The sequence below is a fragment of the Mucilaginibacter sp. CAU 1740 genome (genome assembly GCF_039839285.1).
Taxonomy (GTDB): Bacteria; Bacteroidota; Bacteroidia; order Sphingobacteriales; family Sphingobacteriaceae; genus Mucilaginibacter.
On the sequence record NZ_JBDOQS010000009.1, the window covers coordinates 50043 to 65145 of the forward strand.

Genomic DNA, 15103 nt, shown 5'->3' on the forward strand with positions numbered 1-15103 from the left:
TCGCTTAAACCTAAATATTTAGCCGCGGTTATCAACGATGATAACTTGCGTCTAACTGCTTTATTCTTAAATAGATTGAGCATTTAGGCTTTGATCAATTGCTCTGTCTCAATCTTTTTCTGCAATTCCAAAATAGCACCGATCAAGGCTTCAGGCCTTGGCGGACAGCCTTGCACATATACATCAACAGGGATCACCCTATCAACTCCTTTTACCACATGGTAACCATGTTGCCAGTAAGGGCCGCCACAGTTGGAGCATGACCCCATCGAGATCACGTATTTAGGATCGGGCATTTGCTCGTACAGACGTTTAATGCGTTCGGCCATTTTGAAGGTAACGGTACCGGCAATGATGATCACATCGGCCTGGCGGGCAGATGGGCGCGGGAATACGCCAAAGCGATCAAGATCATACGTTGAAGCCATCGAACCCATCATTTCGATAGCGCAGCAGGCAATACCGAAACTTAAAGGCCATAGCGATGACAAACGAGCCCAGTTAAGCAGATCGTTCATTTTGGTTATCACTACGCCACCGTTTTCGCTGGTTATATCGTTACTCATTTGCAGGCTTTTTAAAGGCGGGTTTAAACATAGGTTTGCGGGGTTCTGTAGCAGTAGCAGCAGGGGCAGTAGCAGTGGCAGTTGAAGAAGTTGCGGCTACAGTTGCAGCTGTCTCTATACTGAAAGGTTTTACAGTATAAGTGCTTTGCTCCTGGTTTAATTGCTCATACAGCGATGCCGGGATGATCACATCAGTTTGTGGCAGCACGGGATTGGGTTTGATCCAGTCCAGGTCGCCTTTTTTCCAAACGTAAACAAGGCCCAGTATCAGAATGCCTAAAAAAACAAACATTTCGGTAAGTGAAAGCCATCCCCAGCGGGCATCCTGCGCGGCAATTTCATGACTGCCAAATACCGTTGCCCAAGGAAAAATAAACACCATCTCTACATCAAACAGTAAAAAAACCAGCGCTATTACATAAAAACGAGGGTTAAATGGTAGCCAGGCATTGCCGGTTGGCTCTTCACCACATTCATACGAGCTTAGTTTTTCGGGATTGGGGTTATTGGGGGCCAAAAGCCTGTTGATAAAAAATATCACGCACACCATTATTATCCCCGTAATAATAAAGATGAGTATCTTTCCAAATTCTGATATTTGCGAAACATCCGTCATGAGTACAAATTTAGTAAAACAAACAGATTTCGACGCTATAATAATTGGCGGAGGCGCGTGCGGCCTCATGTGTGCCGTACAGGCAGGCTTTTTAGGCAAACGTGTGCTGGTATTGGAGAAAAACGACCGTGTTGGCGCCAAGATCCTCATTAGCGGTGGCGGGCGTTGCAACTACACTAACTTGTACGCTACAGATCAGCAATTTATATCGCAAAACCCTCACTTCTGCAAATCAGCGTTTTCGCAATGGACGGTTGATGATACCATCAGTTTTTTTGAAACCTACGGCATCAGCGGGAAAGAAAAAACTTTAGGTCAGCTTTTTCCGGAGAGTGATAAAGCGAAAGATGTGGTGGAAGTTTTCACTAACCTTTGCGATGACCTCGGCCAGGAAATTTGGCTTAACGCCGAAGTTAAAACGGTTGAGAAAACTGAAAATGGCTTTACCGTTCGTGTCGAAGTGAATGGCAAGCAGGAATACATCAGCGCTGGCAGTGTGGTAATGGCAGCTGGCGGTTTGCCTATCCCCAAGATGGGGGCTACCGATTTTGGCTTGCGTACAGCGCGTAATTTCGGTCTACAGATAATTGATACTGCTCCCGCCCTGGTACCGCTTACCATCACCGGTAAAGATCAACCCTGGTACGAGCAGCTATCTGGTAACAGCATTTTCTGTCGCGTTTGGAATGATAGGGCAAGCTTTGAAGAAAATATCCTCTTCACCCACTGGGGCCTCAGCGGACCAGCAATTTTACAGATCTCATCGTATTGGAAGCCCGGCGAGTTGATTTACATAGATTTGCTCCCCAACCAAAACATAGCCGACCTTATTCAACAGGAACGGGAAGCCAACGGCAAAAGAATGCTACTGGCCTTCATAGCCGGCCTATATACCCGCAAATTTGCCGAGGCATTAAGTGATAAACTGCCGGTTGAAAAAAACATGGCATCATTAACAAAAACCGATATTGAAGAGATCAGCGCGTTGATCCACGAGTTTAAGGTGAAGCCTGCCGGCGATAAAGGTTATGACAAAGCCGAAGTAATGCGCGGTGGGGTTGCAACTGATGAACTTTCGTCAAAAACGCTGGAAGCCAAAAAGGTTCCCGGGTTGTTTTTTGGTGGGGAATGCGTGGATGTTACCGGATGGCTGGGCGGATATAATTTTCAGTGGGCCTGGGCAAGCGGATTTGTGATTGCGCAGAATATTTGACCGTTGATTGGTTTGATTACTCTGATTTGACTTTTGAGGATTTCACGGATTTACTTTCGAACATTTTCTAATACATCATGTCATTGCGAGCGTAGCGTGGCAACCGCATGCTATACAGAGCGGTTTTGCTTCCGTGCGGTTGCTTCGTACCTCGCAATGACAAGGAGGAGAAAGTTGACTCCTACCGCTCCACAATCTTATAGTTTTTATACTCGCTCACCCTCCAGCCCGTTAAATCTTCAACCTTCTGAAGTAGTTTGCGCCTGAAACTCATATTCTTTTTAATTTTTTGAGGATCAAACTCAATATTCCAGTTGGTGGCGGCTATACGCTTTTGCATGGGTTGCGGGTGCGTATCGGTGAAGCGGATCAACCTATCGGCATTGCCGTAATCAAACTCATAGGTTTCGGGGGGCTGTTGCTCCTCCCAATTTGGGCCGTGATAAAACTGGTTAAAGTTGCGCACTTTGTTGGTTAAACCTTTAGGTGGCTTTGCCCAACCGTAGTGGTAAACATAGGCATCAATAAGTTTCACTTTTATCTTACGATCATCCAGTCTGAAACCCTGGGCATCACGATAAGAATGGATGCCTTTAATATTTTTTACCAACCTAATCTCGCGGCGGTACCAGCGCCTGGAGTGTCCGTAATAATCGTACGAGCCATAAAAGTGCAGGTATTTAAACAGCAGGCCTTCAATATTGGGTTTGTTCAAAGCTTCCTGCATTTCCTTTTTTATTAGCGGGTGATATTTTTCGTGCACCATCTCATCACCCTGGATATAAAAACACCAATCGGCATCTGGCGATATGGCGGCGAAAGCTTTATCAGTCTCTACCGCGAAAACCTTCCCTCCTTCTCTTAAAGACTCATCCCAAACCGAGTCAATAATTTTTATAATAGGCGAATTAATACCTTCAATCAATCCGCGGGTGCCATCGTCGGAGTTACCTACAACTACAATAAACTCATCGCAAAGCGGCAGTATGGATGTTATAGCCTCAACAATAGGATAATCATTACGTACAGCGTTCCTGATAAAGGTAAAACCGGATACTTTCATATATGGGGTAAAGATAGCAAGAGAATCAAGACTTGGAGAGTCAGGAAACAAGATATTAAAACGCAAAAATGGCCTGGGGGATTACCCCCAGGCCATTAAAATTATAGTACTTAGCTAATTATTGGCCCTGAGCCAAAGTATAACCAATTTTACCGCCAAAATTCATCAGGAACTCGGCAGAGCATACTTTTACTTTATCAGAGAACTCAGCAGCTATCAGCAATAATTCTTTTTGGGTGATGGCTTTGCCGTCTTTTTTCTCAAAACGAACGCGGTATTCGTTTACCAGTTCGGTAAAAATCGATCCGGTTGGCCATACCTGTGTACCACGGTTAGAGATCATTACCAGGTTAAAATTATCAGTAAGCACCGCTTTCGCCAATTCGGCAAGCTCGGCAGGCTGAAGATCGCTTTGTACGAATACGTCAATACCGATCATCTCTTCTTCAATACCAGCTGTTGAAGTCAATTTATTTTTTAGAGGTTTAAACGCTTCGCCTCTTTCTTCAAAGCCTTGGGTAGCCACAACAGCACCGTTAGCAGGAGTTTGACCTAAATTGGCAATTACTGCATTGGCAAACTCGGTAGTGTTTGAAGCAGGGATAGTTTTATCACCAAAGTCGCCGGTATGTACGCCTTGCTCTAAGGTGTATAATAACGCGTTCTCGATTTTAGCCGCATTAACCGAATCGCCAAGGAAACGGAGCATCGAAATACCAGATAACAACAAAGCTGTAGGGTTAGCGATACCTTTACCTGCAATGTCAGGTGCAGTACCGTGTACAGCTTCAAAAATTGAAATATTATCGCCAATGTTAGCAGATGGAGCGAAACCTAAACCGCCAACTAAACCGGCACAAAGGTCAGATACGATATCGCCCTGTAGGTTGGTTAACACAATAGATTGGAAAGTTTCGGGGCGGGATACCAATTTCATACACAGATCATCCACAATGATATCTGATGCCTGGATCTCAGGGAAATCTTTCGCTACTTCATAAAACACCTCTAAAAACATACCATCGGTAAGTTTCATGATATTGGCTTTATGACCGCAAGCCAGTTTGGTATAACCTTTACGGCGTGCCATCTCGAAAGCATAACGGATCACCTGCTCCGAACCCGGGCGGGTGATGATCCTACGACCAACAGCAACATCATAAGTTAACAAGTGCTCAATACCGCCGTAAGTATCTTCAATATTTTCGCGAATGATAGTTAAGTTGATAGGGATACCGGCTTTTGAAAACACGGTATCAACGCCGTTCAAACTGCGGAAATCGCGTTGATTGGCGTAGGTATTCCAAACTTTGCGGGCAGTTACATTTATACTTTTTACACCTTTACCTTTAGGGGTTTCCATTGGGCCTTTAAAAAGGATGCCCAATTTTTCGATGGTATCTTTAGCAAGCGCTGTCATACCGGTTGAGTGGCCTGCATCAAAATAAGATTTACCCATTTCAACAAACTCATACTCAAGCTGTACGTTACTTGCTTCAAAAATATTCAAAACGGCGTTCATGATCTCCGGCCCAATGCCATCACCGTTTGCTACTGCTATTTTAGTTTTCATTAAAAAAAGACGTTAAAAGTGTAAAAACGGCGCAAAGGTACGGCTTTTTGAGGTTGCCGCGGGCGATGTACTATCAATTTGTGACATTGCGATTAGCGCATTTCGCCTGCTGATGCGTTAATTTGCATTTTTAAATACCGGAAAACACCGGTCTGCACTTATCAAATCAAAATCACTATGAAGCCAATTGCAAGGCAACTTTTTAAAACGTTCCTGTTTTCAGTAATCATATCTATTGTAGTAAGCTGCGCTTATTACGCCATGCAAAACAAAGGCCTGGACCAGGACCTTAAAAGCATTTTACCATCGCTAAGCGAAAGCGTAGCTTTTTTAAATATCATCATTTTTGTAATGAGCCTGCCTACGCTGTTTTTAGCTAATCCGGCCTACTACAATAACCTATCGGTAAGGTTGGTGCTTTACTACGCGGGGTCGATAGTGTTCCTGATCACAGCTTTCAGGCTGGAGCAGTTGAGCCCTCAAAACAAAGCGCTCTATTTCATTACCGCCGCAACTTTTATTGTTGTGCACAGTGTATTTTATTACCTGATGACAAAAAAGCGCAGTCTGAAACGCTGATGTTTGCTCATTTTATAGGCTTTTTAAAAGATTTAGGCTAAACTTGCATCTTCAAAAATATGAAAGCATTTTACGGAGACTTAAAACTGGGTATTTTAGGCGGAGGACAATTAGGCCGCATGCTGATACAGCAAGCCATAAACTATAACGTTACTGTTAAAATACTCGATCCCGATCGCGAAGCCCCATGCCGTAAACTATGCGATGAGTTTACCGTTGGCTCATTGGGCGATTATGAAACCGTTTACAACTTCGGTAAAACTGTCGACCTGTTAACTATCGAAATAGAAAAGGTTAATGTTGACGCCCTTGAACAACTGGAAAAAGAAGGGGTATTGGTTTACCCGCAATCGCGCGTTATCCGCCTGATCCAGGATAAAGGACTGCAGAAACAGTTTTTTAAAGAGAACGATATCCCCACTGCCGATTTCCAGATCATCGCCTCTCCGCAGCAATTACAACAAAGTTTGATTCCTTTTCCATATATCCAAAAGCTGCGTAAAGACGGCTATGATGGTAAAGGCGTATATAAAGTTATTGACGAAAGCTACCTGGCCGGAGCGTTCAAAGAGCCAAGCCTTATAGAGCAATGGATAGATTTTGAAAAGGAAATTGCGGTAATAGTTGCCCGTAACGAAAACGGCGATATCAGCACCTTCCCTATGGTTGAGATGGAGTTTAACCCAAAAGCCAACCTTGTTGAGTTTTTGATAGCGCCATCTACCCTACCTTTCGCCGTACAGCAAAAAGCCGAACAGATAGCCAAAAAGATTGCCGACAACCTGAAAATTGTGGGCTTGTTAGCTGTTGAGATGTTTTTGGACAAGCAAGGTAGGATTTTAGTTAACGAGCTTGCTCCACGCCCACATAATAGTGGTCACCAAACTATTGAGGGTAACGTAGTATCACAATTTGAACAGCATTTAAGGGCGATATTTAACCAGCCATTAGGTGATACAGCTTGCCTTAACAACGCCATTATGGTAAACGTTTTAGGTGAAGCCGGTTACGAAGGCCCAGCCATTTACCAGGGCATTGAGAAAGTGCTGAAAGTACCGGGAGTGTATATTCACCTTTATGGTAAAGCGTTAACAAAGCCGTTCAGGAAAATGGGGCATGTTACTATTGTTGATGCTGACCGTGAGAAGGCTATTGAAAAGGCGAAATTTGTTCAGAAAACTCTAAAAGTAATCAGTTAATAAAGAAATCACCACGCGTTATTGCGAGGCACGAAGCAATCCCCAATTAGCAGGTTCGCCCTTGCATGTTCGCAATTGCTTCGTACCTCGCAATGACGTTTAAAAATAAAAGCATGAGTACAAAAGTCGCCATTATAATGGGCAGCAAATCCGATTTGAATGTAATGCAGGATGCTGCCGATGTTTTAGCCGAATTGGGCGTTGAATACGAAATAACCGTAGTATCGGCCCATCGCACTCCCGACAGGATGTTTAGCTACGCCCGCGCAGCTGCCGATCGTGGTATTAAGGTGATCATTGCAGGTGCCGGTGGTGCAGCGCATTTGCCTGGTATGGTTGCTTCGTTAACTCATTTGCCGGTAATTGGCGTGCCTGTAAAATCAAGCAATTCTATCGATGGCTGGGATTCCATCCTGTCTATCCTCCAGATGCCAAACGGCATCCCGGTAGCAACTGTAGCTTTAAACGCGGCTAAAAACGCGGGTATCCTTGCAGCGCAGATCCTATCAATAGCTGATGAATATCTGGTAAAAAACCTTATCGACTTTAAAGAAAATCTTAAAAAGAAGGTTGAAGAATCGGCAAGGGAAATGGAAGATAGTGATTAGAGGTTAGAGGTCAGAGATTAGGTGTCTGATCGAAAAAACTCATTAAACAAATAAGGTCGCGGATAAACCGCGGCCTTATTTGTTTAATGATATACTGCCTAATCTCTAATCTCCAACCTCTAATCACTTTAAAACTCAATTCAACGCCGGATTTTCCGGAAAATTAGCGATATGGGCGTAGCGCTGGCCGAGGTTAACCACTACGTGCTTCCAAAGTTCCTGCTCATCTAACGTAAACAGGCTTTCTACATCAAATTTGTTGGCTACTATCCAGCTGTCTTCTTTTATCTCTTCATCAAGCTGTTGAGGTGTCCAGCCGGAGTAGCCTGCAAAAAACTTGATCTCGTTAGGGCCTAACTGGTAATTGGATACCAGTTGTTTTACCTGCTCAAAATCGCCGCCCCAGTAAAGGCCATCGGCTATTTCAATGCCGTCGTCAATTTTATCGGGAGCACAGTGGATAAAGTGCAGGGTATTTTTAGCTACAGGGCCGCCTTCGTAAACGGCTATTTCAGAGTAGGAAACGTCTGGCAGCACATCACCCAATAAATATTCGCTCTGGTGGTTCAGGATAAAGCCCATAGCACCATCTTCAGAGTATTCTGTTAAAATAATTACCGATCTTTTAAAATTCGGATCCATCATAAAGGGCTCCGAAATAAGTAAATGGCCTGCCGCGGCCGATATAGGACTAAGCATAAAGTTTAGCTGTTTAAATACACAACAAGCATAGCAAAAATATGTTCAATTGTATATAATGATTTACATCATTATATACGGGGTAATTAATTTGTAAGTTTGCATAATAATGAATCAGCAGGAAATACAAAATTTAAGGCAGGATTACAGCGCATCTACGCTATCAGAAAACACAACCAAGGCCGACCCTATAAAACAGTTTGAACAATGGTTTAACGATGCCCTGGAAGCGAAATTGCACGAACCTAACGCCATGACGCTTTCAACAGCCACCATAGGCGGCAAACCATCGGCTCGCATTGTGCTTTTAAAAGGTTTTAATAAAGATGGCTTTATGTTTTTCACCAATTACCTTAGCCGCAAGGGTAAGGAGATCGCTAAAAATCCGCATGGCGCATTAACCTTTTTTTGGTCGGGCTTGGAACGCCAGGTACGGATTGAAGGGACTATTGAAAAAGTAAGTAAAGAAGAGTCGGAGAAATATTTTCACTCACGCCCTAAAGGAAGTCAGGTTGGTGCTGTGGCCTCTCCGCAAAGCCAGGAAATTGACGGCCGCGAAGCACTTGAGCAAAAATGGAACGAACTGGAAGCCGAATACGCCGATAAGGAAGTACCTAAACCATCGTATTGGGGCGGTTATATTGTGAAGCCACAACTGATCGAGTTTTGGCAAGGTCGCCCGAGCCGGATGCACGATCGTATCCTGTATAAAAAAACTGATAAAAAAACCTGGAAAAAAGTACGCCTTGCACCATGAGTTTTGAAGATATTAAAAACCTGCTTATTGAAAAATTTGGCGACGGCGTAGTTGTTGGTGAAGAAACCAATGGCTTACAGCCTGCGTTGATTATCAATCCGGATGATATTGCTGCTGTATGCCTCGAGTTACGCAATAACCCGAAAACTTATTTCGATTTTCTGTCGAGCCTTACTGGTGTGCATTATAACGATGAAACTAACCGTTACGGTGTGGTTTATCATCTGGCATCTATCCCCTACAAAACACAGCTTACTTTAAAAATAAGCAAACCACATGATAAGGAAAGCACCGTATTGCCTGAGTTTTTGAGTATAAATCAGGTTTATCGTACGGCCGATTGGCATGAGCGTGAAACCTACGATTTGGTAGGTATCTACTTTGAAGGCCATCCGGATCTCCGCCGGATTTTATTGCCGGATGATTGGGAAGGTTTTCCGTTGAGGAAAGATTATCAGAATGCCGAGTATTATAAGGGCATCAGGATTGATTGAGTTATCGATAAGATATTTTTTGCAGGGACGCATTACATGTGTCCCTTTTTATTTGTCCAAATCCAGGTGTTATTACTATGCCTCTATCCGTAAGTAAAAAAAGTTGTCATCCTGAGTAAGGTTTATTTGCGAGCAAATAATAGCATTGCATATGACATTTTTTCGCATTTGATTATCAACGCGTTATAGACTTGTCAATGGCAGCGATAGCGAAGGATCTTCTTCAACACGCATGGCCGCTATACAGGGCGAAGAAGATGCTTCGTGCCTCAGCATGACAAATGGGCGAATGCCACATTTCCTTAAGAGAACTCAATTTTTACTTACCCGCAATGACGTTGGAGATCAAACTCTCCCCCCACATGAAATTTTCATGAATATTAAAATTCATCCTTAACTATTTGAGCAGCATACCGTATAATCTCCCATAGTTTAATTAAATCTTTTTAGTAAGATTGTATAACCCAATTTTTTAAACCATGGACATTATCAAGAGAGATAACATCACTTACGAGGAATTTATTGAGGAGCATTATAAACCCGGCATTCCGCTGGTGTTTACCAAAGCTGCCAAAGTTTGGAAAGCCAATGGGCTCTTCACCCCCGATTGGTTCCGTGAAAATTATCCCGACCGTAAAACTGATGTTCGTGGTACAACTTACACCATGAAGCAGGTAATGGATATGGTAGAGGCCAGTACTGAAGATAAGCCGGCCCCCTATCCCATGATATTCGATATACCATCAACCATCCCCGAGTTGATGCCGCTATTAGATCCCCTGGATTTGAATTATGCCTCGCCTAACTGGTTGCGCAACAAAATGTTCAACGTTGGCAAATGGGGTGGTGCTATCGAAATGTTTGTTGGTGGCCCCGGTGGCAGGTTCCCGTACATGCACATCGATTATTATCACCTTAACGCATGGATCACTCAACTTTACGGCGAAAAACGTTTCACCGTATTCCCTCGCGGACAGGAAGAGATGCTATATCCCCGCCCGGATGATCCATGGCGCTCTGAACTGAACATATTTGAGCCTGATTACGAAAAGTATCCTAAATATAAAGATGCCACCCCTATTCATTTTGTTGTAGGCCCAGGCGAAACTTTGTTTATCCCCTTTGGCACCTGGCATTCGGCTTATTCATTAACCCCAACCATTTCGGTGGCTTTTGATACGCTGAACAACAAAAACCATAAGGAATTTATGAAGGATGTGTGGACGTTTAAAAGCCGCGATAGCAAGGCCAAAGCCATTGCTATGTATGGCTACGCGTGGGTTGCCACACAGTTAAGCAAACTGGCCGACAAGTCGACCGTTAAATAATTACCCGGTTTTGATCAATTTAAGGCTTCAACAGCCGGATAATTGAAAAAAAAAACTGATTTTTGATACCCGGTAAGTAACCCATATATGGGTGAATTACCGGGTATTCATTTAACCGGAGAGCAGAAATTGGTTATCACAAACTCTAAATACGAAGAAGCCCTAATCAGGTACAACAAAAAAATAGCCGAAGCCAGTGTTGAGGATATGGTACTTAACATGGGGCCACAGCATCCATCAACCCACGGCGTACTGCGCCTGGAGCTGATCACTGATGGCGAAATAGTTAAAGAAGTTATCCCCCACATAGGTTACCTGCACCGTTGTTTTGAAAAACATGCCGAATCGTTAACCTACCAGCAAACCATCCCTTTTACCGATAGGCTTGACTACCTGGCCTCGATGAACAACAGCCATGCCTTTGTAATGGGTGTTGAACGGATGATGGGCATTGATAAAGACATCCCCAAACGTATTGAATACATCCGCGTACTGGTTTGCGAACTTAACCGTATTGCATCACACCTGATAGCTATCGGTACTTATGGTATTGATATTGGTGCCTTTACCCCTTTCTTGTGGTGTTTCCGTGATAGGGAGCATATTATGGGGATGCTGGAGTGGGCATCAGGCTCGCGCATGCTGTATAACTATATTTGGGTAGGTGGCTTGTTTTACGATCTACCGGTTGGCTTTGAAGAGCGCTGCCGCGAATTTGTCGACTATTTTAAACCTAAAATGGTTGAGCTTAACCAATTGCTTACCGATAACCAGGTATTTATATCACGCACCGCCAATGTTGGCGTTCTGCCACTTGACGTGGCTATAAACTATGGGTGTTCTGGCCCTATGCTTCGCGCATCCGGTTTAAAATGGGATCTGCGCCGTATTGACAATTACTCTGCTTACCCTGAAATCGATTTCGAGATCCCCGTTGGTAAAGGCCTAATGGGCCAGGTTGGCGACTGCTGGGACCGTTATAAAGTACGTGTTGATGAAATTGAACAATCGGTACGCATTGTTGAGCAATGCTTAGATCGCCTGCAGAAAGAATTGAAACGTACACCAGATTTTGATCCGCGTGCTAAAATGCCGCGCAAAACCATCCCTAAAGCACAGGATTACTATGTGCGCTGCGAAGGGGCCAAAGGCGAACTCGGCTTTTATTTCATGACTGATGGCAAATCCGAGATCCCTACCCGTGTTAAATCCCGCGGACCGAGCTTTAATAATCTGTCTGTACTTCCTGAGTTATCAAAAGGTGTTCTAATTGCCGATTTGATTGCGATTGTTGGCTCGATTGATTTTGTTTTGGGAGAAGTGGATAGGTAGGCAAACTGCTGCCTCCTCGTCTCGTCATTGCGAGGTACGAAGCAATCCCCGACTATACAGGGCGGATTTGCTTAGCCCCTCTGCCTCTTGGGGATTGCTTCGTACCTCGCAATGACGTGGTGGAGAAAATCCTCATTCAACAAAAAAGGGAAACACCTCTCGGCATCCCCCCTCTCACTTAATTATTAATTTTTATTGGAACTTGGGCTAATTATTACTGGTTATATACTTTAACCATAAACACGTAGTTTTTAAGCTTTTTAAGCTGCTGCTTACGACTTAAACCTGCAAGCGTGTTTTTATTGTTCAGGTTCAATGTTTTTGATAATGAATCTGTTGGGATATTCTGTATTGTTTTTAACAGGTAGGCTGATTTTTTAGCGAACGATGCTCCTGCCATTTGTGTTTGTCTTGCTGTTATGATACCAATAACGTTACCTTTTTCGTCAAGCAATGGTCCACCGCTATTGCCTGGGTTTACAGGTAGCGATACCTGGTATTCGGTAGTATCATTTGAGTAACCTACTGCTGATGATAGAGAGCCTGTGCTAAATACTACATTATCACCAGGATAGCCCCAGGTATAAACGTTTTCACCTAAATCGCTCTCCGATTTTTTAAGGTTATAAGGTACGGGGCCAAGGTTTTTAAAGGTAGAATCATTGATCTGTAAAATAGCCAGATCATACTGAGGTTCGGTATAAATTACTTTTGCGTGGAAGGATTCACCTGCCGCATTTTGTACATAAACAGAATCTGCATTTTTAATTACGTGATAGTCGGTAACCAAATAACCGTTTGAGGTTAAAGCAAAACCTGTACCCCTGAAATTAGCCGGAGGTGTTTTCGCAGCTTTAGGTTTTATTGACGACGGATGGCCTCCCGCGCCAATATGAGTAACCTCAGTTTTTAATGAATTAATTTGACCTTTTAGCTCTTCATACTTCGATTTTTCGTTGCTCAGTTTCCCGGTAACAATTAATACGCTCAATACAGCAAATATCAATACAGAAGCAGCCACCGATATTTTTGAATGATGATTACGCCATAAACGTACAATCCAAGCCGGATGAATAGTTACTTCCTCTACCAGGGCATGCACATCAATCTCATCATGAATAGCGTTAAGCCGCTTTTCAAGCTCCAGGCGTTCGCCGTATTGCTTCATTAAAGCAATAAACTGAACGTGTTCGGCAAACTTGCTTTCAATAGCAGCGTCGTTTTTTCTGAGCAGTTCAAACTGAGTACGCTCGTCGGCATTCATGCTGCCATCAAGGTAACGCTCAATAAATTCGGTAAGTTGGTTATCACTCATCTCTCGGTCCTTTATTTTTGCTGAAAAAATAATTTCTTCAGCCTTTGCAGGCATTTATACTTCTGGGTTTTGGCATTATCTGCGTTGGTATAGCCAAACCGCTCACAGATCTCCTGCATCGATCTGTTTTTTATATAAAAATCTTCCATAATGGTTTTACAGGGTTCGCCTAATAATTGGAGTGCACTCTCCATTTTACCAAACTGTATGTCCCTGTCATTATGGTCGTCAACTTCCTCTTCAACGGGCAGGTGCTCTTCAAAATCCCTGATATCGCCCCCGTAGCGGTTCATCTGGCTCAGGCGTTTAAGCCAAAGCCTCCTGCATACAGAGTATATATAGGTTTTAAGCTTACTGTTAAGCTCAAAATCGCCCGATTTAATTTTATTGTAAAGAACTATAATGGCTTCCTGGTAAATATCCTTGGCATCGTCCTCATCGCCATTATTATTAATGATCAACTGTAATATCATCGGGAAGTAGGTTGTGTACAACCTTTTTAATACAACTTCCGAGTTATTCAGTATCCCGAGTACTATCTCGCTATCTGTTGGTGCCGAAGCTTTTAAGTCTTTATTCACTCTTAATACTATTTAGGCGAAATTGTAACCCATCAATCTCAAAAAAAATCAAATAAATGCCATCTGTTAACACACAGATGACATTTCCGGTTTAGGTTTAAAGCCACATACCTTGCGACAAATTTACACTTAATACCGCCCAATTGAATAAGGTAACCCACTGTTTACAATAAAAACCGGCGTTTTTAACTATATTTTTTTTGTGGGTTACCTTTTTTTGAAAGCAGGTATTAAGCTTCAAAAACCAAAAAAAATTAACTTTTAAAATTCAACAAAATGAAAAACTCACTCAAATTAAGCCTTGTAGCTTTAACTATTGCCGCTTCTTTTACCGCTTGCGATCCCCCAAAAGGAACAGATTCGTCTAAAGCTCCGATTGACACTGCTAAAAACGCTGTCGATACAGCCAAAGGTACCGACACAACCAAAACGCCTGCCGACACTATAAAAAAAGATTCGGTTAAATAATAACTGCCGAATTAAGGGAAATGGCTTATAAAAGGGTCGCTAAGAAATTCCCACAAGAATGTTTGTGATTATCGAATTACACGAATTTTATTTGATCAGAATTTAAATTCGTGTAATTCGAATAATTGAGGACTGACTGAAAATCAATTCGTGTGAAAATTTCTCAACACTCATTTCTCGAATAGCTACAATTATTTTAGAGGCAATTTCTTTGTCGTTGTAAAAAAGACTGGTGATTTAATAAAATTTTTATTTCTTTTGCATTGTTTTATTGCCTGATTATCAACAAAAAAGGCAGTCCGTAATTTTTTTTGAAAAAAAATTAAAAATTGTGGGTTACCTTTTTTGATTTACGGTATTAAGGTTAAACTATTAAATCACTTATTTAAAAAATTAAAAATGAAAAACTTCAAATTAGGCTTTTTAGCTTTAGCTATCGCTGCTTCTTTCGCTGCTTGTAAAGGTTCATCTTCAGCTTCTTCAACTGATTCAACTGCTGCTAAAGCTGATTCAGCTGTTAAAACTGATTCTGCTAAAGCTGATTCAGCTGTTAAAACTGATTCTGCTAAAACTGATTCAGCTAAAACTGACTCTGTAAAAAAATAATTTCCCCTAAAGGAAATTTCTAAAAAATGCTCCCGATTTTTCGGGAGCATTTTTTTTGCTCCATACCTGGCAAACAATTACCATATGCTATTGCTTAATGTGAAAA

General features: G+C 42.6%; 17 protein-coding genes. 9 read left to right on the forward strand and 8 right to left on the reverse strand.

Annotated elements, in window-relative coordinates; all coding sequences use genetic code 11:
- Positions 1–83: 83 nt before the first annotated feature.
- Positions 84–566, reverse strand: coding sequence for an NADH-quinone oxidoreductase subunit B family protein (locus AAFN85_RS19275; protein ID WP_347529242.1), 483 nt, complete (start codon positions 564–566; stop codon positions 84–86).
- Positions 559–1182, reverse strand: coding sequence for an NADH-quinone oxidoreductase subunit A (locus tag AAFN85_RS19280; protein ID WP_347529243.1), 624 nt, complete (start codon positions 1180–1182; stop codon positions 559–561). Before AAFN85_RS19280 ends, AAFN85_RS19275 begins: the two co-directional genes overlap by 8 nt.
- Here AAFN85_RS19280 and AAFN85_RS19285 point away from each other — a divergent pair.
- Positions 1181–2395: an NAD(P)/FAD-dependent oxidoreductase gene (locus AAFN85_RS19285; RefSeq protein ID WP_347529244.1), complete on the forward strand. Its 1215-nt coding sequence runs from the start codon at positions 1181–1183 to the stop codon at positions 2393–2395. The genes AAFN85_RS19280 and AAFN85_RS19285 overlap by 2 nt on opposite strands.
- 181 nt (positions 2396–2576) lie before the next feature.
- On the opposite strand, the gene AAFN85_RS19290 is transcribed toward AAFN85_RS19285, so the two are convergent.
- On the reverse strand, positions 2577–3458 hold the full coding sequence (locus tag AAFN85_RS19290; protein WP_347529245.1) for a glycosyltransferase family 2 protein: 882 nt from the start codon (positions 3456–3458) through the stop codon (positions 2577–2579).
- Between the two features lie 118 nt (positions 3459–3576).
- Entirely contained in the window at positions 3577–5031 is a 1455-nt protein-coding gene (locus tag AAFN85_RS19295; protein WP_347529246.1) for an isocitrate/isopropylmalate family dehydrogenase, read from the reverse strand.
- Between the two features lie 177 nt (positions 5032–5208).
- Between AAFN85_RS19295 and AAFN85_RS19300 the strand changes: the two genes are divergently transcribed.
- From AAFN85_RS19300 to purE, 3 genes are all read left to right on the forward strand, one after another.
- Positions 5209–5610, forward strand: coding sequence for a hypothetical protein (locus AAFN85_RS19300; protein WP_347529247.1), 402 nt, complete (start codon positions 5209–5211; stop codon positions 5608–5610).
- Between the two features lie 59 nt (positions 5611–5669).
- Positions 5670–6809, forward strand: coding sequence for a 5-(carboxyamino)imidazole ribonucleotide synthase (locus tag AAFN85_RS19305; protein ID WP_347529248.1), 1140 nt, complete (start codon positions 5670–5672; stop codon positions 6807–6809).
- 113 nt (positions 6810–6922) lie between these two features.
- The gene (purE, locus tag AAFN85_RS19310; RefSeq protein ID WP_347529249.1) at positions 6923–7417 is read left to right on the forward strand and encodes a 5-(carboxyamino)imidazole ribonucleotide mutase; all 495 of its coding nucleotides are present in this window, start codon (positions 6923–6925) and stop codon (positions 7415–7417) included.
- Positions 7418–7552: 135 nt separating this feature from the next.
- Here purE and AAFN85_RS19315 read toward each other — a convergent pair whose 3' ends face one another.
- Entirely contained in the window at positions 7553–8116 is a 564-nt protein-coding gene (locus AAFN85_RS19315; RefSeq protein ID WP_119409659.1) for a YqgE/AlgH family protein, read from the reverse strand.
- A 109-nt stretch (positions 8117–8225) separates the two neighbouring features.
- Between AAFN85_RS19315 and pdxH the strand changes: the two genes are divergently transcribed.
- The 4 genes from pdxH to AAFN85_RS19335 all read left to right on the forward strand — a co-directional run bounded on the left by pdxH (position 8226) and on the right by AAFN85_RS19335 (position 12027).
- Entirely contained in the window at positions 8226–8873 is a 648-nt protein-coding gene (gene pdxH, locus AAFN85_RS19320) for a pyridoxamine 5'-phosphate oxidase (protein ID WP_347529250.1), read from the forward strand.
- Entirely contained in the window at positions 8870–9367 is a 498-nt protein-coding gene (locus AAFN85_RS19325) for an NADH-quinone oxidoreductase subunit C (protein ID WP_347529251.1), read from the forward strand. The genes pdxH and AAFN85_RS19325 overlap by 4 nt, the downstream gene beginning before the upstream one ends.
- A gap of 479 nt (positions 9368–9846) precedes the next feature.
- The gene (locus AAFN85_RS19330; protein WP_347529252.1) at positions 9847–10695 is read left to right on the forward strand and encodes a cupin-like domain-containing protein; all 849 of its coding nucleotides are present in this window, start codon (positions 9847–9849) and stop codon (positions 10693–10695) included.
- 207 nt (positions 10696–10902) lie between these two features.
- Positions 10903–12027 carry an NADH-quinone oxidoreductase subunit D gene (locus AAFN85_RS19335; protein ID WP_347529473.1) on the forward strand — a complete coding sequence of 375 codons (1125 nt, stop codon included), beginning with the start codon at positions 10903–10905 and terminating at the stop codon, positions 12025–12027.
- Positions 12028–12241: 214 nt separating this feature from the next.
- Here AAFN85_RS19335 and AAFN85_RS19340 read toward each other — a convergent pair whose 3' ends face one another.
- Positions 12242–13342 (reverse strand): serine protease, encoded by a 1101-nt coding sequence (locus AAFN85_RS19340; RefSeq protein ID WP_347529253.1) that lies wholly within the window; start codon positions 13340–13342, stop codon positions 12242–12244.
- A gap of 11 nt (positions 13343–13353) precedes the next feature.
- Positions 13354–13923 (reverse strand): sigma-70 family RNA polymerase sigma factor, encoded by a 570-nt coding sequence (locus tag AAFN85_RS19345; RefSeq protein ID WP_347529254.1) that lies wholly within the window; start codon positions 13921–13923, stop codon positions 13354–13356.
- A 276-nt stretch (positions 13924–14199) separates the two neighbouring features.
- Between AAFN85_RS19345 and AAFN85_RS19350 the strand changes: the two genes are divergently transcribed.
- On the forward strand, positions 14200–14391 hold the full coding sequence (locus AAFN85_RS19350; RefSeq protein ID WP_347529255.1) for a hypothetical protein: 192 nt from the start codon (positions 14200–14202) through the stop codon (positions 14389–14391).
- Positions 14392–14768: 377 nt separating this feature from the next.
- Here AAFN85_RS19350 and AAFN85_RS19355 read toward each other — a convergent pair whose 3' ends face one another.
- Positions 14769–15047 (reverse strand): hypothetical protein, encoded by a 279-nt coding sequence (locus AAFN85_RS19355; RefSeq protein ID WP_347529256.1) that lies wholly within the window; start codon positions 15045–15047, stop codon positions 14769–14771.
- Between the last annotated feature and the right edge of the window lie 56 nt (positions 15048–15103).